Below are 22,459 nucleotides of genomic sequence, written 5' to 3'. Positions count from 1 at the left end.
GGGCGTCCTGGTCGTGCCATGAACGTAGAATGATGCATAGTATGGTTTTGCCAAGAACTAAGCTAACGGAACACTAGCATATCCAAGACAACAGCCAGCCAATCAATGTGGTAAATCCTATCGCTGCTGATTTGTCACATAATGTTTCTTTACAATTATGCCTGAATTGATAAGGCTTATAGCCTAATGAGGGGTAGGATCATTTTGCACTGTGTTTTCTTTGGGTTGATAGGGCTGTTTGGTGTAGTTGAAGCTGCTCCTCCAACTGAGGATTTCTCTGTGGCGGGAATGACATTCAGCGCCGAAGGGCTCAATTTCACCATAAAGGAAGGCGAGGACTCGGTCTATGTTGGCAGTGGGTCACTGAAAGCATCATTCGAAACTGAGGAAATCGTCGCTACGGTTCCGCCCAATGGCTTGGAGGTTCGAGACTCTGGCGGCGACTACGAAATTCTCAAATTGGAATCCCGAATCGAAGGCGACTTTACACTTTATGAACTCGACATGTCGGCGGGGGAAAGCGGCGTGACCTTTAATTATCGTGAAGCCAGCGACGATTTTTCTATATACGGCGAAATCGATCTTGAGATAGATGGCGACAGCTTGGATGCCCTCCTTGGCAATGAGAGCGAACCGGGCCTCTTGATCAAAAATGGTACGGTGGACGAAGTTAATATCGGTGTCGCTACAGATATTTCCTTAGGCGGCTTTACTCTACGTTCGCCATCGAGCGACCCACTGACCTTACAATATCGAGCAGAAGATGACTACTATTCCCTAAGCGGCGAGGTGTCACTCGACAGCCTATGGCAAGCTACTGTTTCTCTGGGAACTGCGGCGCAACAGGGGATTATCGTGGAAAACAACTCCTGGCAAGTTGAGGAGTTTGAAATTGCTATCGACCATTTATCGCTCGGTTTCGTGAGTATGCGAGAGCTCCAAGTCTCCTTTTCCCGGGTTAACAACGAAGTTGACGTGGATATTGATCTCGATGTCTACATCCCTGAGCTCGGTCTGGAGGTCGCAGGCAAAGTAGTGGAACAAAATGGGCAAATTCATAGTATATTCCTCGATTTTCAAGCGGAGGGCACAACCGATGGATTTGAAATTCCGGAGACAGGCGTCAGCATTGTGGACGTCAATATCGAACTGCAAAACCTAAACCAGCCCAGTGAATTTTTCTTCAAAGGTGGCATTGGGCTCGAGTTCGGTGGACAAATAGAAATTGACGGCGTCACCGTGACACTCGCTTATGTTGGCGGTGAAGCTTATATCAATCACAATGAGTTGCGACTCACTGACGCGGTCTATTTTGGAGCATACGAAGACAGTCATGATGATTGGAAGTCGCTCATTTTCACCGGAAACGCGGAAATTAATTTCGACTGGACGAAGGAAGACTATTCGCTGGCTGGTGGTGTCAGCTTGCCCACTGATTACGGAATAAAAATCTCTGAAGACTTGGTGTTCAACAAAGATGAAGTCGCCCTGATGGCTCAAGCCGAAGTACGTGTTCCAGATGATATCAAGCTGATAGGGGGATCGGATCTCGGTTCCATTGATGCAGCCCTACTGATTGACAACTTGGATTCGTCTAAAAGCTTTGCAGCGGGATGGGTAGACATCGATTTGCTAGTTCACGATGAGGAAGCAGGTATCCAGTACACTTTCGACGATGGGTCTTTTTCATTCATTTCAGGTTCAGAGATTTCTAACATTGAAAACGAGACCACTGAAGCGCTTGATGGGTCCGATAGCATCAAAAAGACCTATCATGTCACTGCACCTGAAGGCGTGAAGTCGATGGTGGCCAATTTTCGCTGGAGCTACGACCCTGATGTGAACGATGGCGTTTGGGGAACGTCGCCCGTGCCGGAAATAGTGGTCACCGCCACCGGCCATGTCACGTCCAAAGGAGGCGAAGTGGTGGAACAAGAGCTTAGCCTCTACCAACTTACTTACGATGCCAATGCAAAGGCATTTACGACATCCTATGATGACGAGTTCAGCATACTGGAGAATACGAATGGCGTGCGCCTCAGCACTGAAGGCTTATTTTTCAGCGCCCTCTCTGGCAGCGTTGAACTCCAGGCGGCCATCGCCGCAGGCGAAGTGAAGCTCTCCCTCGAATATCTCAGGCTATATGACGGAAAAATTCACATAGAGGAGCCCCATGTCCTTTTTGGAATGGGGCGCAAGGACTCAAAAATCGCCGCCACTGTTGCCCAAGCTCAAGCAGCGGTTCTTGCCCAAAATACCGCGTATCTGAGAACGCATCTGGCTTCAACCGCGACGTCCTTTGATTATAACGATCTGATTACCCTCGATATCGAAAGTTACTCTCCGCAAGAATTCGCTGAGGACACGGTAATCTCCCTACATTTGGATACCGACGCCAACGGTCGCAATGGCTATAAAATTATTTCCGATATAGAGTACACGAATCCGGATGATCTGGACTCTGCTACCAGTCAGATTACCTGGAATGCCTACAACCCCACAGGTAACGTAGCCGAAGAATTTTACCTCTACGCTCGGCTGCTCAATGGTCGGCAATCAGTAAAATACTCCGAGCTAATCGGTCCTTATGTCATCCGCCCCCAAGTTTATGGCACGCTCACCGATGTAAATACCGGAGAGCCGCTGTCAGGATTCCGCATTTATGCAGATGCCAACGATAACCTTGCATTTGATCCGGGTATTGACCCAACTACGATCACTCGGGCTGATGGTGGTTACGGGATTTCGGGCATACCCGAGGGAACGGGCAACATCAGTGTGATTGTTCCTTTAGGCTACCGCGTTTCGGTCGGTCGCAGGTCTACCATTGCCCTCGATGATCTCACCCACAGCCAGGAGATTGATTTTGAACTGGAACGGCTTAATACGATTCAAGGTTTGGTGTTCAACGATGAAAACCAGAACGGACTGTATGACGAAAACGAAAATGGCGTTCAAGGAGTTACGATTTATTTTGATAACAATGAGAGTGGCGCATTCGAGCGCGAATATGACTCATACGCCATCACGAATCAAAACGGCGTGTGGCGGATATATAATGTCAACAGCGGACCGCAGGTTCTCCACATTCTCGCCTTTGCCGATCAACTGACAAACTTGTTGGCGACTGCCTTTGAGGTCGACTTTCCCAACAGTCAAGATGGCGAGCCACAGACGTTTCTCACCACGGAGATTGGAATCCTACCCAGCGCAGCAAGCGCCATCGGCGATACGCAATACATGGAGTTCGCAATACACTACTTTAGTGGTGAGCCATCAAATGCAGATCCTATGGCCGATCCTGACGGCGATCAGCTTTCCAATAAATTGGAGCAATTATTGGAGACTGATCCCAATGTCTACAACTCGACGCCACTTACGATGGAAGTTGATGGATTTTCCGGAGAAACACTTCACATCCTGGCAAATTTGATTAAGACGCGCCGCTATACCGTACTGGTTTCCGATGATCTAGTCCGCTGGGACGAAGTGGACCAATTCCGATCGGACTCAACGGGCCCAATGATGCTCGATGTAGACCTGACCAGTTTTTCGAAGCCTGCCTTTGTCCGACTGGAATTAAACGAGCGCTGACTTAGGTAACCTCATGTTATCTCTAATCGCTTTGCTCGGTGCGGCATCACGACAAGTCCATTGGAGTCGTGCTCACCTACACCTCGAATGCCCGGAGGAGGACGTCCTGTAGGGCGGCTTTGACGTTGTCTTTGCCCATGCGTATGTTCGAGCGGACGGTGGCGACTGCCAACTCAGCGTTGCCGGCCAGGATGGCGTCCATGATCGCGAGGTGCTGCTTACTACTGTCGGCGAGGACTTGGGCGTTGGTGATGTCTTTGACGCGCAGGAACCGCAGGCGGGAATTAATGTCGCGCAGCATGGTGAGGATCTGCTGGTTCCCGAGCGCGATCACGAGGCTTTCGTGGAAGGCCTCGTCGGCCGTAAACCAGCTTTTCTTCGGGAATCCTTCGCATTTGGAGGCTTCCAAATGCTGACGCCATGCGGCGATTTGTTCGGCAAAAACTTCCTCGGACGGTGGATTGTTGGCGAGGCTTTCTGAGACGTAGCTTTCCAGCGCGATCCGCAGCTCGTAGAGGTCGTTGATCTCGTTGACGCTCCAGCGCTTCACCGTGCAGCCGACGTTGGGCTTACGCTCAACCAAGTGAATCTGGCTCAAGCGGCTGAGCGCTTCCCGCACGGGAATGCGGCTCACGTTGAATTCTTTGCAGAGCTCGTCTTCCTTCAGGCGGTGCCCGGGTGGGTATTCCCAAGCGAGAATCCTCTTTTCGAGGACTTTGTAAACATCTTCACTACGGCTGCTGCGGGGTTTTTTGCTCCGGGTTTGCAAAGGCATTAAACCACTAATATTGTATACGATTTGGATCGCAACGCAAAATTCTCTCCCCGAACAACTTCTCTCATTTGTCACATGACAGACCAATGAAAACGCCCGAGCTTGGTAACCCGGGCGCTACTGAAATAGGCTAACCGTCTGGTTTACTTGAAGCCCTCCTGACCTGCTTCGTGGAGGCTGCCGCCCTTGGCGGTGATTTTCTCGGGCGCCTTGTCGACGGGGACATTGGGGGCGGTCATCGCGCCAGTCCAATTGCCTTCCGGCTTAGCCCACTCAACGGCGTTCGCAATGACTTGGCGAACTTGGTCGTTGTGGTAGATCGGGTAAGTTTCATGGCCGGGGCGGAAGTAGAAGATTTTGCCATTGCCGCGACGCCAGGTGCAGCCGGAGCGAAAGACTTCGCCGCCTTCGAACCACGAAATGAAAATCTGTTCGTCCGGGGTGGGGATGCCAAACGGCTCGCCATACATTTCCGTTTCCGGCAGCTCGATGCACTCGCCGAGGCCCTTGACGATTGCGTGGCCGGGGGAGGTGACCCACAGGCGTTCGCGCTCGCCAGCTTCACGCCACTTGAGGGCGCAGGAGGTGCCGAGTAGGCGCTTGAAGATCTTGGAGAAATGGCCGCTGTGGAGGACGATCAGGCCCATGCCCGCGAGCACACGCTTTTGCACGCGATCGACGATCTCGTCACTGACTTTTCCGTGGGCGCAGTGGCCCCACCAGAGCAGGACGTCGGTGTTGTCGACGACGTCCTGGGGGAGGCCGTGCTCAGGCTGATCAAGGGTCGCTGTGGTGATCTGGACTTGCGAACCGAGCAGCTTCTCGAGCCCCTCAGCGATGGCGCCGTGAATGCCGTTTGGGTAGATGCCCTGAACGACTTTATTGGTGTTTTCGTGAACGAATTCGTTCCAGATAGTAACGCGAATTGGCATAATGATGCGGGGGTTAAAGGGTGACGGGTTGGTTGGTGCGGTCAGATTCCGTGGCGGCGGCGAGCATCTTTTGGACAGCGAGGCCACGGGCGAAATCAGGTTGATCCTGAACGCCGGTTTCGATGCTGGCAATGAAACGCTCGTAGATGTTTGGGGTGGGTGGGCAGTAGTGGCTTTCCCATGGTTCAGTTTTGCCGTCGGCGCCGATGCGGCAGGTTTCGATCATGTGGTAAGACTTATCGAGGTCGATGCGGAGCGCGCCTTTTTCACCATGAATGGTGATCGCAACGGTATTGCGGTGCCCGGTGGCCATGCGCGTGGTGGTGACTGAGCCCATGGCGCCGCCTTTGAACGAGACGATCATCATGGCGCTGTCATTGGCGTCGAGTTTGTATTCACCGATCTGGTTGCCCGGCGCTTTGTCGAAGGTGTGCAAGCGGCATTGCATGCTTTCGGCGTCGCCTACCGGGAACGTGGCAAAGTCCAGGATGTGGACGCCGACGTCGCCAAGCACGCCATTGCTGCCGTGTTCGGTGGAGCAGCGCCAGAGCCACTTGGGCGATGTCATCCAGTCGCCCCAGTCTTGGGAGGTCAGCCAACTTTGCAGGTAGTGGGCCTCAACGTGAAAAATCCGACCTAGTTCGCCCGCTTGAATCATCTCTGCGGCGCGCTGGATCGCCGAGCTGTCGCGGTAGGAGAAATTCACCATGTTGATGACGCCCGCTTCCTTAGCGGCGGCAGTCATTTTTTCGGCGTCTTCGACGCTTGTCGCCAACGGTTTTTCGCTGAGCACGTGCTTGCCTGCGGCGAGCGCTTGCAAGGCAATAGGGGCGTGAAAGGGATCCGGGGTGACAATCGACACGGCGTCGAAGTCGCATTTTTCCAGCATTTCTGAAAGCTCAGTGTAAGCCTCCGGGATATTGTGTTTCTTGCTGAACTCCGCCACGCGCTCGGGCGAGATGTCACAGCAGGCGACGACTTCTGATTTTGCGGATAGGGATAGCTTCACGGCATGGTTATTGGCCATGCCTCCGGTTCCAACGATAGCAACTTTGATCATGCCAATAGGATTGACTTAATAGCCGATACGGCAAATGAAAAGGAGATCACTAAGCCGTCAAAAATAGCACGAATCCGACGCAATAGCCATGCTTCAAGAGCCCCCCTCCATCGCGGTGGAAACCGATTTTATTCAGCCGATTGAGCAATTTCAGCGTCGGCTGATGGAGGGGCGTCCAGTGCGTGTGGCGAAGCGGCTGGGGTTGCGCAAAAATCTGCCACTGTCGCATTTTCACGATCACTCAGAGTTGTTTTTAGTGAATGAAGGGCGTTGGGATTTTACCTGTCCGCACGAGAAATTTTCTGTGTTGCCGGGGGAAATGGCGTTGATGCCAGCGGCGGTGCCGCACAGTGAGAAGGGATACTCCAGCGCAAGTGGAGCTTTCCGGGGCATGGTCATATGCCAGTATTCTCATGGGATCTCGGTCATTGTTTCAGGCGTGCGTTTGGAAGGTGGTAAGCCCTACGTTACGCAGGTCTTTAAGCTGAGCACCGGGAATCGCGAAAAAATTAGCCGCCTCATGGAAGACGCCGTCACTGTCGAGCGGGAAGACGTCCGCAGCGCTTTGCTCTATGCGCTGCTTGGCTTGCTTGAAGATGCCTTACGGCAGTCACAACACAGTGCGCAGTACGTGGATCAAGCTTCGGCTTTAGTTGGCAAAGCGAAGGCGACGATTGACGCCTACTTGGCTGACTCGGCGCTCACGGTTGCGTCGCTGGCTTCCGACGCTGGTTGCACGGCGGATCACCTTTCGCGCTGTTTTCGGTCGGTCATGGGGATCTCGGCGCAGACTTATCTCCGGCGGGAACGCATGGCTCTGGCCAAGCGATTACTCGCGCAGCGGGATCTGCAAGTATCCGAAGTCGCCTGGGCTTGTGGCTTTAATTCGCTGAACTACTTCATCCGTGCTTTCCGCCAAGAGTGCGGGCAAACGCCGAAAAAGTACCGGAACGGCATCACGTAGGGCCTCGACGTCACCATTGATAGGCGACGCCGATCTTGCCTCCATGGCTTTGTATGGCTTCGGCGAACTCGCCGTTATAGCGGCCCTTGATGCTGATGTCGCCGACATCGCCGCTGTGGAGGAGCTTAAATAAAAGTGACGGGAATAGAAAATCGGCATGTCGCTCAAACTAATTTTCAGCCAGCAAATGCACGTTCGTTTCGGTGAATAAATCCTGTTCAAAGGAGAGCGTTTGGCATCTAATTGGCCTTTGTTTCAGATGCTAGGTTTACTTCGCAGAATACTCGTCCTCATGTTCACATTTTCAGTCCATTGCGGGAGGGCGGAGTATGTGCATTATGAAGCGCGACATACAAGGCCATTGGCGCTAACGCCGGACGGGCGGCATCTCCTGGCGCTCAACAGCACGGATGCGCGTATGTCGGTGTTCAACGTGGAAAACCAAGCAAACCCGACACCGATTCTGATCGCAGAAATTCCTGTTGGGCTGGAGCCGGTTTCCATCGCGGTGCGTAACAACGACGAGGTGTGGGTGGTCAATGAGTTGTCGGACAGCATTTCCATTGTGTCCCTTTCGGCTCGGTCCACCGTTGCTTCGATCTACACGCCAGACGAGCCGGCGGACGTCGTCTTTGCCGGGGGGAAGGCGTTCGTTTCTTGCTCTCGCGATAGCTTGATTCGCGTGCTTGATGCGACGACTCATGTTGAGTTGACGCAGATTGAATTGGAGGGCGTCATGCCACGAGCTTTGTTGGCTGATGAACTGAATGGCCAAGTTTATGCTGCGTTTCTTTTTTCCGGAAACAACACGACGATCTTGCCCGAAGGCGACGCTCCCACTCAACCGGACCCCACGAACACTGAGCTGCCGACCCCGCCCAAAGTTGGGCTACTGGTGGCGGACACCGATGCGCGTATTGGCTACGATGTGCTGGACCACGACATTGCCGTTATCGACATCGAAACGCTGACGGTCGATGACTATTTTGAAGGCGTCGGCGCCAATATTTTCAACCTTGCGCTCGACCCATTCGGTGATCTTTGGGCGAGCAATACCGAGGCGCATAACCTGATTCGATTCGAGTCGGCGGTGAACGGCATTTTTGCGCAAAACCGCGTGACGCGGATTAATCGCGCCAATGGCGAGGCCGACGTATTTGACCTGAATCCCTGGATGGATGGACCTGTCGCGACGGACGAAGACTTGGCGACGTCACTCGCCCAACCCGACGCGATGTTGGCGCTTTCAACTGGGCTATGGGTAGCCGCTTTCGGGTCGGATCGCCTGGCGCGCCTAAGCTACGACGGGGAGGTCGAGACCATTGTCGACTTGCGGCCAGTGGGCGAGGACTCCGCCCACATGCGGGGGCCGCGGGGCCTTGTCTACCAGAGCACGACGGGACGCATTTTCGTCTACAACAAGCTGTCGGGCAGCATCATTTCGGTGGACGCAACTACGGGCGCTATTCTCGGCGAAACGCCGGCTGGCAGCCATGACCCTTTGCCCGAAACCATTGCCGCCGGGCGTGGGTTTCTTTTCGATGCGCGTCTTTCTGGAAATGGCACTGTTTCTTGCGCGACTTGCCACATCGACGCCGACCGCGACGGGTTGGCCTGGGATCTCGGTGACCCCAATGGCGAGATGGTCACCGTGCTGGGGGCCGATTTATCCCTGCACGATCCGACGCTGTACGAGCGCTCGCTGCACCCCATGAAGGGGCCGATGATGACGCAGACATTGCGCGGCATCAAGGGGCAGGCGCCCTTCCATTGGCGCGGGGACAAACCGACTTTGCAGAGCTTCAACAGCAACTACGAAAAGCTCATGGCAGGCGAAGAAATTTCAGATGAAGCCATCGATGCGCTCGCGGCTTACATTGAATCGATTGGCTTGCACCCGAATCCGAATCAGAACCTCGACCGCTCGCTGAAAACCGAACTCAACGGTGGCAATGCCGTGCGCGGCGAGGAGCTTTATCTGCCGCACGACAACCACTGCATTGTATGCCACATTTTGCCGACGGGCACGGACAACAACCTCGACATTCCCAGTCTGGTGGGTCTGCGGCAGTTTATGAAAAACCCGACGTTGCGGGCGGTTTACCAGAAGCAGGATTTTACGCCCGAAGATGAGACGACGGTCAGCGGCTACGGCCTGGGGCATGATGGCAGCCGATTCTCGATGCCGCGCGGGCACCCGTATGTGCTTGATGTCCTTACGGAAGAGGACTTCCCAGACATGACGGCTTACGTGCTTTCATTCGATACCGGCACGGCGCCGACGGTTGGCTATCAGCGGGTAGTGGACTCCGGAAATTTGGATACAGAAGCGCTAAGCGATATTGCGTTGCTTGAGGCTCGGTCCGGCGTGGGGGATTGCGATCTAATCGTGCGCGGCGCTTGGGGCGGTAAGCCGCGAGGTTTTCTTTACGATCCGACGGCGGACAACTATCAGTCGGATGTCGGTGCGCAGTTACTTTCGCGGACAGAGCTGTTGGCGGGTCGCGAGCCGGGCGACTACCTGACGTTTCTCGGCGTGCCGCCGGGGCAGGGCGCCCGATTTAGTTTGGACCGGGATGAAGACGCCGTTGCCGATGGCGAGGCGGATGCGCCGATTGGGCAACTCCAAGTGACAGAAGCTGGCGCCGTCGTCCAACTGGATAAACCGGCGCTGTCGAATGATTGGTTTTGGGAATATAATCCTGGCTTGAGCGGCGCGTGGCTTCCCGTCCTGTCTCCTCAGGAAACGGACGGGGACACCACTTCGCAAACGGATGAACGTTCGGGGGCCGCCATGTTCTACCGATTGCGCCGCACCTGGTAGGCTATTGCATCCGGCGACGGCGCACCGCGACGAAGAGCAGTGAGAGCAGGCCGCCGATCAACGCATATGTCGTGGGCTCGGGGACGGCTGTCGTGACAATGCGGAAGTTGTAGTCGACTGCGGTCGGCGCCAGATCGGAGTCTGCTCGGTTGCCAATGGCGATCGTGTAAAGTCCGGCCGGCATGTAGACGGACCAGGAAATGTCTTCGGCCAGCGTTGAGAAATAGGAGGTGAAGTAGCTCAATTCGTCGGTTGGGTCCCATGCATCGTTGAGGGACATTTCTTTGCCGTTGTTATTGTAGCTATGACCGGCCGAGAAATCGCCAGTGGTCTTCTCGCCGCTGTAGACGGTGAAGCCCGGGGCAATATTTTCTGCGCCCAAATCACTGGCATCCAGCGTTTGGTAAAAGGTCACGTAGGCGTCTTCCGTCAGGTCGAGCAGAATCCAATCGGAGGTATGCCCCCAACCGCGATTAGGGTTCGCGGTAGTCCTCAAGTCTTCCCAGCTCCAGCCGCCGACATTGAAGTCCATGCTTTCATTGCCAGGGCCAGCATTGGCGGTGTCTTCGCCAGCACTGATCGTGACCTCGCGCTGGTAGGGCAAGTGCGTGGTGTCGTAGGTGGTGATGCTCAAGGTCGCCTCAGCCGCGATGGCTGAGAGCATCAGTGAGCCTAGTGTGCAGTATGTTTTATTCATTATATTTGTAATTTACCAAGTGCGGGTTAATCGGAAAAATTGTCGCGGTTGGGTGGCGTGAATGCCTTGTTGATTTTCGGAAATTTGCTCAATGCTATCGGTGACAATGCTCCACTCGTCCCTGAGTGACGGAGTGGTTTCGAGGCGCCAGCCGAGGGCGTTGTTGGGCCAACTGGCTAAGCTCTGGCCATGCATGTTGCACATCTCGAGATCGGGCTTTGGCTCGTCTTGATCCAGTATGCCGTCTTGATTGCGGTCGCCGCCCAAGCGGTCACCTTGGCCGATTGGCGCGCCTAAGAATGTTAGGCTATCATCGGTGTTGAGTTGGTTGATCAGTTCACTCCGGTTGATCGGAGTTTGTCTGCTGGAATCGGGGAGATAAAGCTCCTGTTCAGCATCGAATCGCCAGGATGTCATGCGGCCTTGCCACACGCCGCGAACGACCAGTTCACAGTCGCCTACGGCATCTCGGGACTCCAGCAGCTCGATTGCTTCAAGTTCGTCCGGCGAAGGTGTGGCGTCTCCGGAGAGTGTTAGAGTGTAGCCGACCGTCGGCGCCGTGCCAGTGTCAATCGACAGCACGAACGCGGATACATCTGCTTCGCCATTTTCGATGATGTCGAGAATGTCGATATCGTATTCGTGGCCACTGGGTAGGCCCGGTCCGGCCCCATCGTGACCATAGCCAAAGCCGCTCAAGGTTTGCCCGCTTTGCGGTGTGTAAAAGTTCTTCTGATAGGCGAGTCGCAAGGAGGCGTTTTTAACCGGCTGCGTGGACAAGACGCTCGTGAACAAATCCAGATTATGGTTCGTGCTTTCGGGCAGGGTGTGGCAGGCGGAGCACAGGTTGTTGGGGTGAATGAACAGCTCTTGGCCGCGCAGTGGATCGGCGCCGTTCAGCGTCTCGGGCAAGCTGCGGTCCAGTTGCAGGTTCGGGTTTGGATGATGCGCAATGGACTCGAGGTATGCGGCGACGGCGTCGATGTCTTCAGAGTTCAGTTGCTCGCCAGCTTGTAGGTTTTCGAAGGACGGATTGAAGTCCTGAATTGCTGGTCGGTCGCCGCGCCAGTGGAACGGCGCCTGCCCCTTCAAGCCGCGCAGGGATTGCGTGACCATTGGCCCTTTCATGGGGTGCATCGTGCGGATGACCGGCTCGGTTTCATCGATGGATAAATCGTAACCGATGACGTATTCGAGCTCGCCTCCCGGATCGCCGAGATCCCAGGCAATGCCGTCGCGGTCGGCGTCCAGATGGCAACTGGCGCAGGAGACTGTGCCGTTGCCAGAGAGGCGCGCGTCGTTGAAAAAACTGCGGCCGCGTCGCACGATGTCGGGCGTCGGGTCGTAACTACCGGCCGGTGTTTCAGCGACGACGGCGCCCGTTGCGCGGTCAATGACACTTACGGTGTTGCTCAATTTATTCAGCACAAAAAGGCGGTTATGCGGACCCAGCGCCAAACCGCGTGGGCCGCGCATCTGAGAGGAATCGACCGACGCGTTTGCGCGCAGGTCGATGATGCGCAGAACTTCGCCATCGTTGGATAATTCCGCGACACGATCACTGCCGTAGGCGGCCAGCCACACTGTGTTTTCATCAACTGCAAACGCCAATGGTTGCGCGAGCGCCTGAGCCTTTTCAGCAGCGGTGGCAAACGGTTGGTCGTCGAATGGGTTCAGCGCGATCAGCGTCAGGTCGTCCCCGTTGATGACGCCGATTCGACTGCTTGCAAAGACGCCGTTGAGCGCCGGTTCGAAGCGGATCAAATTACGCGCTTCGGTGTGCCCGGCCCACAGGCTGCCATCGGATAGCGTAGCCAGCGAGAAAAGATTCGTGCCAACGCCGCCAATATAGTCGACGACTTCCAACCTTTCGGTATCGATCACCGCGATGTCGTGATCGATGACGTCGTAGCTGATGCGAGAGTCAGTGTCGGTAACGATGAGGGCCGTCTTGGGAGCCGTTGGCAATTCGGGGTTGTCCGGCGCGGGTTGTGCGGGCGCATCGCGAAAGTTGAGTGTTGTAGTGTTGTTGCCCGAGTGAAAAAAGGCGGCGTAGAGCTGGGCGCCATCGGGGCTGATCGCTAATGCGCGCGGCAGCAATCCTTCGAGCGGTATGCGGGTGAGTAACTTGCGCGTGGTGACATCGAAGACGGCGAGCTCGTTGCTGCGCGCACAGGTTACGTAGGCCCTGTCGCCAGCGATGAGGATGTCTGCGGGTTCATCGGGAGCGGGCAGAGTGGCGATGACTGCGCGGCGGTTGAGCGACACGACTGAGATGCTGTCCGACAACTCGTTGACCACCCACACCTCGTCGTCGTTGCGCGCGGCGAGGGCCACGGGTTCCAAGCCCACGGGTATCTCACGGATCAACACCGGCGCCGGGTTGTCGGCATTGCCAACATTGAACACTGACAGTCGCGCATCTGGCGAGTTCAGCGCCAGTATCGTTTGGCCATCCGGTGACAGCACAATTGGCCGCGTTTGCCGCGCCTCGTAATGCACGTAGTCACCCGCCGCCTCGCTTAACGCGAGTGCGAGCAACAACGTGAATGTGGGGAGTTTCATCGTCTCATGGACGAGCGGCGCCGTTCACGCATCACCATGAGCGCAAGCATGCCAACGGCGGCGAGCATCGCGAAATGCGCCGGTTCGGGGACTGCGGTGAAGGTGAGGGTGAAAACGCTGCTGTCTGTTTGGTTGCCATTCTCGTCGACCAGCTTCCAATAAGTCTCGTATGTGCCAGGCTTGGTGATCGCGTATACCCGGCCATGGATGTGCCCAAAAGCGTTCGGCGCTAAAGCTGGGTCACTGAGGTTGAATATCCCGACATAGCCCTGCCCATCTTCGACCGTCGAGAGAAACGTCGGGTCGGTTGCGCCAGCTTCGTAAAAAGCAAAGGCGCCGCCTTCGGGTCCGCTTGCGATGCCCCAGAACTCAATGTAGATGGAGGAGCCTTCGACTGCGCCGCCGATCTGCGTCGACGGGTTGTAATAATAGCTGTCGTAAGCGGCGAAGGTGAAGTCGCTTTCGTAGAAGAAGCCGTCTTCGCCTGCAGTGCTGGCGCCGTCATTGTAGTCGAACTCGATCTCGTCCGGCGCGTTGTAAGCGATCAGCGGATCGCCGATTTCGATGTAGCTGCGGTCGGCTTCGTCATAAGCGCCAGCGTTGATGTGCGTGTGCTGGGCGATGGCGGAAGTCGCAACGGTTAAGCACGTAGCGGTAATGAGAAATTGAGAAAGTTTGGTCATGATTTAAAGGTTGTTTGCTGGTCTGGGCGCGACAAAGGGATGTAGCGGTTCGAGGCGTTGGGCGACTTCATCCCACGCAAGTGAATCCACGTGGCCGTCGGCAAACAGGTAATGCCCTTCGCCGTTGTGTAGTTGGGTCGCGACTTGTTGCGAGAATGCGCTGCTGGCGCCATCGCTGATCGATGTGAAATGGAAATGGTCTGAGTCGGAATAGTCTACGGTGCATACCGTCGCCATCAGCGTGGATTCGGGTCGCTCAACCTGTGACAGTCGGGTGGCCACGGAGTAAGCTCCGTTGGCTTCGCTGCTGGGCGCGAGGAAATCATTTAAGGCGTAGCTCCAGAGCCGCTCCTCATTTTCGTCCAAGGGGGAACGAAAATAGTGGCTGAAGGCGCGGGTGCGCTGGTTGTTCGGTATCTCAGGGTTTATGTAGTCGAGTAACTGCCACATCCAGGAAGCAGCTAGTCCGCCGGAATGTTCATTCGTCGGCAGTGCACTGTTGTGGTCCACCGCATACAAATGAGCTCCCTGGCCTATGCTGCGGAGATTGGTCATGCACTCCGTTGCTTTGGCGCGCTCACGCACCTCGCCAACGGCGCTGATCAGGATTGCGCCTAGAATCGCGATGATCGCAATCGTCGTGAGTAATTCTACGAGGGTGAAACCCCGCTTGTGGATATCCATTTCCAAATAAGTCGTGAGCAATGCTCGTTACAGGCACAGCGCTAAAGCGCAGCGAATGCGCCTTCAGCAGAAACCGCACGGACGCCAGAACACAGCGTACGCGCGGACACAGTATAGTCGCAGTGCTCGGACTTATGGGGGTAGGATTGGGGCGGAGGCAGGCAGTTGGTCCGCCGTTACTCCGTCAAACAAATGGAAATAAGTTCGCTGTTCGGGCGCGATGATTTGTATCGTCGCCATGAACAGCCAGATGAGCGGTTGTGTTTGTGCCGTGTCAGACGAATTGAGGTCGTCCTTCTCGCTGGCGGGATTGTGATCCTGCACCCATGAGCAAACGCCGCACATGTTCTCACTCTTCATGGTGTACTCCAAGGCCTGGTAGGAGGGCATTACCTCGCTGTAGCCCTGATACATTTTCACCCAGGCTGCGCCTTGGATAATAGGCAAGTGCAATCCGTTGGCGGCGAACACGGCCACCAATCCCAGAATGACAATTACCAGGCGGAATTTCTGCACAGCTTTGAACACACTTATGATGCGCTCGCAGGTCAATCCATTTCACAGTTAAGCTTATCTAAACAGCCACAATCTTTAATGCAATAAGCAGGGGAGCCAGTTTGAAGGTGGTAGGATGTGTCAGGGAATTCAATCAGAGCTCTGCTGTTTCAGCGCTAGATAGGCTTCGGCGTAGCGTCGTCCGAATTCTCGTTGGGATTCAGCATTGAAGTGAATTAGGTCTGGATTACTCGTCAGGCCGTCGCTGGGCACAAACACCACGTTGGGCAATGTATCGGCCACAGTGCGCTGGGCTTGATCGACTTTGATCCGGCTCTGGTTCCAGTGCCGTTCGGGGAATTGCCCAAGTTGGCCGATGACGATGAGCAAATTGGGTTCATTAAATTCAGTTCGAAAACGCTCCAGAAGTTCCGTCAGCCTTTGCTGATACTCGCTTGCGTTCGGTTCCTTGCTGTCCGACTCGCCTTGATGCCAGAGGACGCCTTTCAATACCCCTTGTTCCATTGCCGTATGCGTTCGGGCAATGGCATCGTCGTATGGATAACTTTTTGTCTGATCGTGGTATCCTCCGGGAACCCATTTCGTGATCGAGGAGCCACCGCAGGCAGTTGGGATCAGTCCGATGACGATGGACTCATCTTCCGCCGCGAGAACATCGGCAAACGTTCTGCCCGGGCCGACACCGGCCGATTTCTTATCGTAATGCACTGGGTCTACCGCAGGAAGCCAATTGCCTTCCTGGTCCAGCATGAGCACGCGCGGGTGAGGGATGTTTGCTTCTTCGTCGACGAAGCCACGTCCCGCCATGTTCGATTGGCCAGCTAACAGATAGAGGTGGAAATGCTCCTTGTCCGGCAGTTTTGCGAATTCGTCTCCTGCGTGTGAGTACGCTGCGCCCACCAAGGATAGACTTACGACTAGCGTGAACAGTTTAATGATCGATTTCGAAACGTGCTGCATTCTTCGTGTGGCTCGAGTTTGAAGCGACGAACTTTGCAGCTATCTGAAACGTCTGCCAACTCTAATTAAGCCAGCTCCAATGGTGATGATCAACGTAGCTAAGGCGAGTATCTGTATGCGCGCCGCAAACGTATTGGGGACGAACAAGTAGAGCAGGATCATGCAGCCAATGGTTAAGGCCGTCCAACCTAGGATTTTGTATTGGGCATTGTCGCGAGATTCCCCGATTTCGGTCGCGAAATCCACTGGCTTGTGCATCTTCTCGTAGAACTTAGCGACCTGCGCTTTATAGGCCTCGGTGGCGCCTTTCCAGAGTGGTAGCGAGAAGAGCACGCCGATGAGGCTGAAGCCGTAGATCCACACTAGTCGGTCTTGAATGGGCCAGTTTTCATCCCACAGCGAGCTGCGCACCACAAAGTAAAGCGAGGGCAGCAGCGATGCGCCGATGATGATGAAGTAGGACCGCCAATGGAGTCGCTTAATCCACAAGCCCAAGAAGATAGGCATGCTCAGCGGTAGGCCGACTACTGCAGCGATCATCAGATAGGCGTCAAACAGAGCCAGCTCTTTTTGAAAGGCCAACAGTAAGCTGACCATGATGATGTAGATGCCGAGCAAGACGGTGAAGGTGCGGCAGAGCAGCAGGTTGACGCGATCGCTCAAATCCGGCTTTCCTTGGCGTCCGCGAATGCGCGGGATGATGTTATTGACGATGACGCCCGTCGTGCCGTTGAGCCCGGTGTCCATGCTGCTCATGGTCGCGGCCAGCATCGCGGCCAGCATCAGCCCGAGTAATCCGTTGGGCAACAACTGCGCCGAAATAACCGCGTAGCTGGCAGTCGCTGGCTCTTTCATATTCATGGCCATGACTTCGGACTCAAAAAGGAAGCGCGCCACCATTGGCGGCACAAACCAAATGATGGTGCCAATCGCCATTAGTCCGCAGGCCCAGGCAGCTGCCCAGCGCGCATGGCGGCTATCTTTAACTGACAGGAACTTGCCCGCAGTTCCCAGGTTGATGTAGCCTTGAAGCTGCAAAATAAAGACCACGAAAATCCATTTCCAGGTAAACTTATCGTCCGGAAATTGCCCAGGGTCTTTGACGAATTTAAAGTCCTCGGCGAAGCGGGGATCCTGAAAGTAAGAGAAGAATGCTTCGATGCCGCCGATCTTTTGCATGGCGAGGAAAAACATCAGCACCGTCAGCGCGAACAGAACCAAGCCTTGCACGAAGTCAGTTGCCATAACAGCCCAGCGTCCTCCGGTTGTGGAATAAAAGACTACGATGAAACCGAGCACCACGATCACCCAGGGAGTCGGCAACCCCATGATCGCCGAAATGAATATCGACAGGGCATAGAGCTGTGTTGCGGAACTGATTGGCTGAATGATCAGCGAAAAGCAGACGCTGAACTGCTCCACGCTAACGTGAAAGCGTTCGCGTAAAACATCGGCCCAAGTCGTTGCGCGTGTCTGCCGAAACCAGGGGCCTAGAAAAATGCACAAGGCCAGGCCGACGCAGTTGGCCAAATAGATGACCAGAAAAGTTGGTCCGGCCGTGTAGGCTGCTGAGGCATTGCCGGTAAATGTGAAGGCGCTGATGCCACCCATGAACATACTCGTTCCCACCATCCACCAGGTTCCTTGAGCGCCGCCGCGCGCAAAGTCGCTGAGGTTCTTGTTCATCTTGGAAAAGAGCGAACCGACCACCATCAGGATGATTAGATACACGCCAAGCGTACAGTATTCGAGAGTCATGATTAGATGAGACAGCGATGCCCGGCAGACGCATTTGCCATGCGCCCGTGGAATCAGGATTTCTTTGAGGATTAATCTACTGGCACGAATTCTACGTGCCAGTCGTAGTAGAGGTGCAGGCGCTCGCCGCTATACAGCGGCTCGGGCAAAAGCTTGTCAGCCCAACCCGCTTGAGGGGAATTATTCGAGCCTGCGTCTGCGGCGCGCATGGCCCAGGTATTTTCATTATTCGCCATTTGGATCAGGTTGATTAACTGTGGCTTCGATCCCTCGTCTTCGGTTTGGTCAGCACGACGATAGCCCCAAGGGTTTCGATTGCCTGCTGGCATCGCTACGGTCTGCTGCATGAAGTATGCGGGGGCGGCATCATCGGTTAAGTCATCGAACAAGGGGCAGGTTAAAGGGGGAAATGGCTGTCGGCTATTCGAGGGCTCAGGCAGCTCCAAGTAGGACCATAAGTGATAGCCCAGCATGCGATCATCCTGGGCATAGCGCGCGGACTGCCCTCCATACAATGGCCCTGGCAAGTAGCCGTCGTTTTCCTGAGTGTACATTGCCATAGCCATGCCAACATCTCTCAGTCCTGACATGGATACTGCTTTCTGTGAGCTGATGTAGGCGCGATTTCCAACAGCGTAGATAATGCTTCCCAAGATGCCAATGATGGCGACAACCGCCAGGAGCTCGATGAGTGTAAATCCACATCTCGATTGAGTCAGATCGTGGAGACGATCAGGAGTATTGGAATGCTTGGGGGTATTCATAACGGTAACTTACGCTTGAGGTTGTTCTGGGGAGATGTTGATGGTGATCGTTGCTTCGCCAACAGGTTCGGTTAGGTAAATGCCCAGGCGTTTCGCCAGCGCTTTATCTGGGTTGGAGAACCCGGTTACCGGGCTTTCGGCCAGGGTATAGGCTTTTCCTTCGGTTTCGATGGATACGTATAAACTCGCGCCTTTCTCGGTCACGCGAATGACGCCGGAGTCCAGTAGTTCATAGCTGCCTCGGGTGACGATGGCCGTGGAAAATGCCTGTGGGTTTGTAAACGAAACAGCATCGGCAATTGAGATCGAACCCGCTTGGGCTTTACCGGGACGTTCATAAGTCAAAGTGCGTGTGAGTTTCTCCAAGTCAGGCGCGCGGTAAGCTTCCGTCATGTCCAACTGGATGCGATCTTCTTGCTCCGCATTAAACGTGTCGGCAATCTCTCCCTTGGCTTCCGCTCCACTCTTTTGCATGCGATTGGCTACGAGCGGCACCGCGTGTCCAAAGGAATTATTCAAACTAACATCGTAACGGTGAGGGCTGAATGATGAGGCAGTGTAGCGTTCCATGCCTGGATCGACGAGCACCGGCTTTCCTTGATAGGTGACCACGTAGCTGCCGATGTCATTGTGGTTATGTGATTCGCCATTGTTGCCGCTGCGAATCGCAACGCTCATTGCAGGCCCATTTACTTTACCCGGACGGCATATAAAAAGCTCACTTGCCGGAAACCAACTACGCAGTGCGAAATCACCGGCAGTATCTGCATCGATATCCATGCCACTGACAGGTGGGGCGTCCTCACCAAAGCTTCGGAGAATCAAGGAGTAGGGGAGGGGGCCCAGCGGATGGCGAGCGCCTGTATTGATGCGTCCAAACTGTCCGGCATCCACCCCGGGCATACCGTAACGCATTGCTGCAAATTCGACCAAGCGCCAGTCTGGCTTTCCATTCACCGACTGATCGCCGAAGGCGCCATATACGCCGTTTTCAATTTCCAATGTGCGTGGCGACTGGCTCACGCTCATGACTTTCTCATTGGCGAGCAAATCGATGGCGCCTTGTGTGGTGCGGCGGATGGATTCACTGGCGTAGAGGAAGTGGGAAAATCCATATGCCCAGTAGCCGACGCCTTCTTCGCTGATTCCATCGCTTGAAAAACTTTCAATGTAGCGGCCCATGAACACTTCCGCATCCGCGATGAATTCCGCGCGTACTATGGGGTCGTTTTCCAGCGTCAATGCAGCTCCAGTCACGGCGCCGCAGCATACCGCAGTCCAGTTGTTGGGCTTACTCATCCACCAGATCGGTTTTCTTTCGCGAACCGCTTGCAGGTATGGGCTGAGCACACGCTCCTGCACTTGCGCTTTGATTTCGGCGCGCAGCTCAGCGGGTAATTCATCGGCCAGCCAATAGTCAACTGTCGCCAATGCCCATGCTAATTGCGAAGATGCTAGATCGACAACTCTGCGTTCACCGTGAAAAACGCTGAGATCCTTGCCATGGGCGGGTACGCTCCAGGCGCCTTGATCCAAGATAGTGCGAATCGAGTTTTCAATCTCCGGTAGAAAGCGACCTTTGTATTCCAAAGCTTCCCCGAGCGCCATGTCGACCAGTCGGTTATAACGAGCGGATGAAGCATCCTGATATTTGCGACGGTCTCCCGTCTTATCGAAAAGCTCCCAAAGCTCCTGTGTGAGCTCAGGCGTCTGGGATTGGAGCGCAGCATTCGCTTTGGCTATCAACTCGCGGGCTTCGGGTTGGGCGGCAAATGCATCCCATACCGAGCGGTCACTTGCTGGCGCGCCGACGCCAACGGGCTGCGGCGTCACCAGGGCGGCAATGCGTTCGATCTCCTGTTTGCTGGGAACTGGCGCTGGTGGGAACTTTTGCGTTGAGCTGGTTGGTTTTGATGGAGTTTCATCACCCAGTGCTGGTAAGGCCTCCGGCATTTCCATTTGCTCAATCGTCAAAGCAACGGCTGCTTGTTCTTGTGCGATCGTCGTCTTCTGTGGCGTCTCCTTCTGCGTGGTTTGCTGCGTAGAGGTTTGTTCATTGCAGCCTTGGCAGAGCAGAGCAGTAATGGCTAATGCAAAAACTGGTTTTAAGAAAGGCATAAGGGTAACGGAGTCAATTTGCTAGAGTTCTGACGTAGCAGGTAGAGGCCAATGCTCATTGATTTTTGATAATAAATTATGTTGAACATTGGTGTAGTCTGGATCATTTGCGAGGTTCTGATTTTCGGGCTCGGGCAAGGAGAAATCATAAAGTTCCAAGCCCAATACTTCACCCGTGTGGGCGTCCCACCAACGCGTCATACGGTAGTCGCCCATGCGCAGACTTCGGCCTTCGATGCTGCCGTCCCAGTTCATGGCGGCGTTCTTTCCACCGGCGCTGCGCAAGACTTCGGTATAGGCTTCACCCGCTGTTTCGGTCTGCTTGCCTTCCATGAGTGGCAGCAGGCTTTTGCCCGCGAGTTGAGGTGGGTATTTCAATCCGAGGAAGTCGAGCACGGTTGGATAGATGTCTAGTAGCTCGACTGGTTGTTTGATTACCAGTGGTTGCTTTTTATCTCCCGGCACATGGATGATCAGCGGCACAGCGCAGGCGGTTTCAAAGAGCGTTGATTTATCCCACTGACCGTTTTCGCCGATGTGGAAGCCGTGATCTGCAGCGAAGATGACCAGCGTCTCTTCTTTGAGGTTAAGCTCATCCAGCGTAGCCATCAATTGCCCGAAGAGCGCATCGGTGTAAGACGCCGCGGCATAGTGACCGATCATCTGCCCATAATCGCGTTCGTAGTTTTTATCTCCGGGTTGGAGCGCAGCGGTGCGATGGCTTTTCAGCGCAAGTTTCGGCGCACCCTTCGGATATCCTGACGGTTCAGGAAATGAAAGCGTGTCGCCAGCATAGAGATCAAAATACTTTTGCGGCGCCGTAAACGGACGATGCGGACGCTGGTAGCCGACATACAAGAAGAATGGCTGGTCCTTGAGTTCGTGTAGAATTTCGACGGCGCGCTCAGTCACGCGACCATCAGGGTAGGCGTTGTCTGGCACGTTTGCGGCTTCCGTGATCGGGCCACGATTAACCCAACCCCGCTTGCTGGGGTCCTTCATATTTGCTTCGAGGATGGCCTTGTTTTCTGGCAAGGCGTATTGATCCACTGCGCCAGCTTCGCCGAGGTCATCGCGCGACCATGAGGCCTTATCGCTGGGTCCGTAGGTTTTCCCCAGACCAATCGAAGTGTAGCCGAAGTCCTGTAGGTATTGCGGCAAGGTTTTCACATCGGGATGGAAATTCCGAAACCGTGACTTGCGGTAATTGTTGTCACGAGAACCGACTTCATCGGGGCGCATCCCCGTCATGATGCTTGCTCTGGATGGGGTGCAAATCGTGGCCTGGGCATAGGCGTGTTGAAACAGGCAGCTCTCCTCAGCGAGTTTATCCAGGTTTGGCGAAACGACCTGGCCTCCGTAGCAGCCCAAACGTGGGCTGAGATCGTCGACTAAAACAAAGATCACATTTTTACCGAACAGCGTTGGTGCGGTAAGGCATGCGATGAATGCAATGAGTGAAAGTTTTCTGGGCAACATGGGTATAGTGTTTCAGAGATGCTGGGGAAGTAACTCGAATCTATAGACGAGTTAATACATTCGCCGGAGAAAGCTCAACCAAGCTG

The 22,459-nt window shown here is 54.8% G+C and carries 16 protein-coding genes; 3 read left to right on the top strand and 13 right to left on the bottom strand.

From position 1 onward, the window contains the following. The first annotated feature begins 279 nt into the window (after positions 1–279). Positions 280–3,594 carry a hypothetical protein gene (locus RBB63_RS18425; RefSeq protein WP_425503916.1) on the top strand — a complete coding sequence of 1,105 codons (3,315 nt, stop codon included), beginning with the start codon at positions 280–282 and terminating at the stop codon, positions 3,592–3,594. 76 nt (positions 3,595–3,670) lie between these two features. Here RBB63_RS18425 and RBB63_RS18420 read toward each other — a convergent pair whose 3' ends face one another. From RBB63_RS18420 to RBB63_RS18410, 3 genes are all read right to left on the bottom strand, one after another. Continuing rightward, positions 3,671–4,369 carry a GntR family transcriptional regulator gene (locus tag RBB63_RS18420; protein WP_309386488.1) on the bottom strand — a complete coding sequence of 233 codons (699 nt, stop codon included), beginning with the start codon at positions 4,367–4,369 and terminating at the stop codon, positions 3,671–3,673. Positions 4,370–4,512: 143 nt separating this feature from the next. Next, positions 4,513–5,301, bottom strand: coding sequence for a ThuA domain-containing protein (locus RBB63_RS18415; RefSeq protein WP_309386487.1), 789 nt, complete (start codon positions 5,299–5,301; stop codon positions 4,513–4,515). 13 nt (positions 5,302–5,314) lie between these two features. Further along, complete coding sequence (locus RBB63_RS18410) at positions 5,315–6,361, bottom strand: Gfo/Idh/MocA family protein (protein WP_309386486.1); 1,047 nt, start codon at positions 6,359–6,361, stop codon at positions 5,315–5,317. Positions 6,362–6,449: 88 nt separating this feature from the next. Between RBB63_RS18410 and RBB63_RS18405 the strand changes: the two genes are divergently transcribed. Both RBB63_RS18405 and RBB63_RS18400 read left to right on the top strand, forming a co-directional pair. Then, positions 6,450–7,325: an AraC family transcriptional regulator gene (locus tag RBB63_RS18405; protein WP_309386485.1), complete on the top strand. Its 876-nt coding sequence runs from the start codon at positions 6,450–6,452 to the stop codon at positions 7,323–7,325. Positions 7,326–7,617: 292 nt separating this feature from the next. Then, positions 7,618–10,149, top strand: a complete 2,532-nt coding sequence (locus tag RBB63_RS18400) for a cytochrome c peroxidase (protein ID WP_309386484.1) — start codon at positions 7,618–7,620, stop codon at positions 10,147–10,149. A 1-nt stretch (position 10,150) separates the two neighbouring features. On the opposite strand, the gene RBB63_RS18395 is transcribed toward RBB63_RS18400, so the two are convergent. The 10 genes from RBB63_RS18395 to RBB63_RS18350 form a co-directional block, all read right to left on the bottom strand. Beyond that, positions 10,151–10,846 (bottom strand): PEP-CTERM sorting domain-containing protein, encoded by a 696-nt coding sequence (locus tag RBB63_RS18395; RefSeq protein ID WP_309386482.1) that lies wholly within the window; start codon positions 10,844–10,846, stop codon positions 10,151–10,153. A 12-nt stretch (positions 10,847–10,858) separates the two neighbouring features. Further along, entirely contained in the window at positions 10,859–13,411 is a 2,553-nt protein-coding gene (locus tag RBB63_RS18390; RefSeq protein WP_309386481.1) for a beta-propeller fold lactonase family protein, read from the bottom strand. Then, complete coding sequence (locus RBB63_RS18385) at positions 13,408–14,094, bottom strand: hypothetical protein (protein WP_309386479.1); 687 nt, start codon at positions 14,092–14,094, stop codon at positions 13,408–13,410. Before RBB63_RS18385 ends, RBB63_RS18390 begins: the two co-directional genes overlap by 4 nt. 3 nt (positions 14,095–14,097) lie before the next feature. Next, entirely contained in the window at positions 14,098–14,778 is a 681-nt protein-coding gene (locus tag RBB63_RS18380) for a type II secretion system protein (RefSeq protein ID WP_309386477.1), read from the bottom strand. Positions 14,779–14,910: 132 nt separating this feature from the next. After that, entirely contained in the window at positions 14,911–15,294 is a 384-nt protein-coding gene (locus tag RBB63_RS18375; RefSeq protein ID WP_309386476.1) for a hypothetical protein, read from the bottom strand. 129 nt (positions 15,295–15,423) lie between these two features. After that, entirely contained in the window at positions 15,424–16,254 is an 831-nt protein-coding gene (locus RBB63_RS18370) for a sialate O-acetylesterase (RefSeq protein WP_309386475.1), read from the bottom strand. Between the two features lie 39 nt (positions 16,255–16,293). Continuing rightward, complete coding sequence (locus tag RBB63_RS18365) at positions 16,294–18,012, bottom strand: sodium:solute symporter family protein (protein ID WP_309386474.1); 1,719 nt, start codon at positions 18,010–18,012, stop codon at positions 16,294–16,296. A 71-nt stretch (positions 18,013–18,083) separates the two neighbouring features. Next, positions 18,084–18,776 carry a type II secretion system protein gene (locus RBB63_RS18360; RefSeq protein ID WP_309386473.1) on the bottom strand — a complete coding sequence of 231 codons (693 nt, stop codon included), beginning with the start codon at positions 18,774–18,776 and terminating at the stop codon, positions 18,084–18,086. Between the two features lie 9 nt (positions 18,777–18,785). Further along, positions 18,786–20,894: a heparinase II/III domain-containing protein gene (locus RBB63_RS18355; RefSeq protein ID WP_309386472.1), complete on the bottom strand. Its 2,109-nt coding sequence runs from the start codon at positions 20,892–20,894 to the stop codon at positions 18,786–18,788. A 21-nt stretch (positions 20,895–20,915) separates the two neighbouring features. Next, positions 20,916–22,373 (bottom strand): sulfatase, encoded by a 1,458-nt coding sequence (locus RBB63_RS18350; RefSeq protein WP_309386471.1) that lies wholly within the window; start codon positions 22,371–22,373, stop codon positions 20,916–20,918. Positions 22,374–22,459 lie beyond the last annotated feature (86 nt).

Source organism: Cerasicoccus frondis (assembly GCA_031296915.1).
Taxonomy (GTDB): domain Bacteria; phylum Verrucomicrobiota; class Verrucomicrobiia; order Opitutales; family Cerasicoccaceae; genus Cerasicoccus; species Cerasicoccus frondis.
Note: the sequence above shows the minus strand (reverse complement) of the source record. Positions and strands in the feature narration are given on the sequence as shown.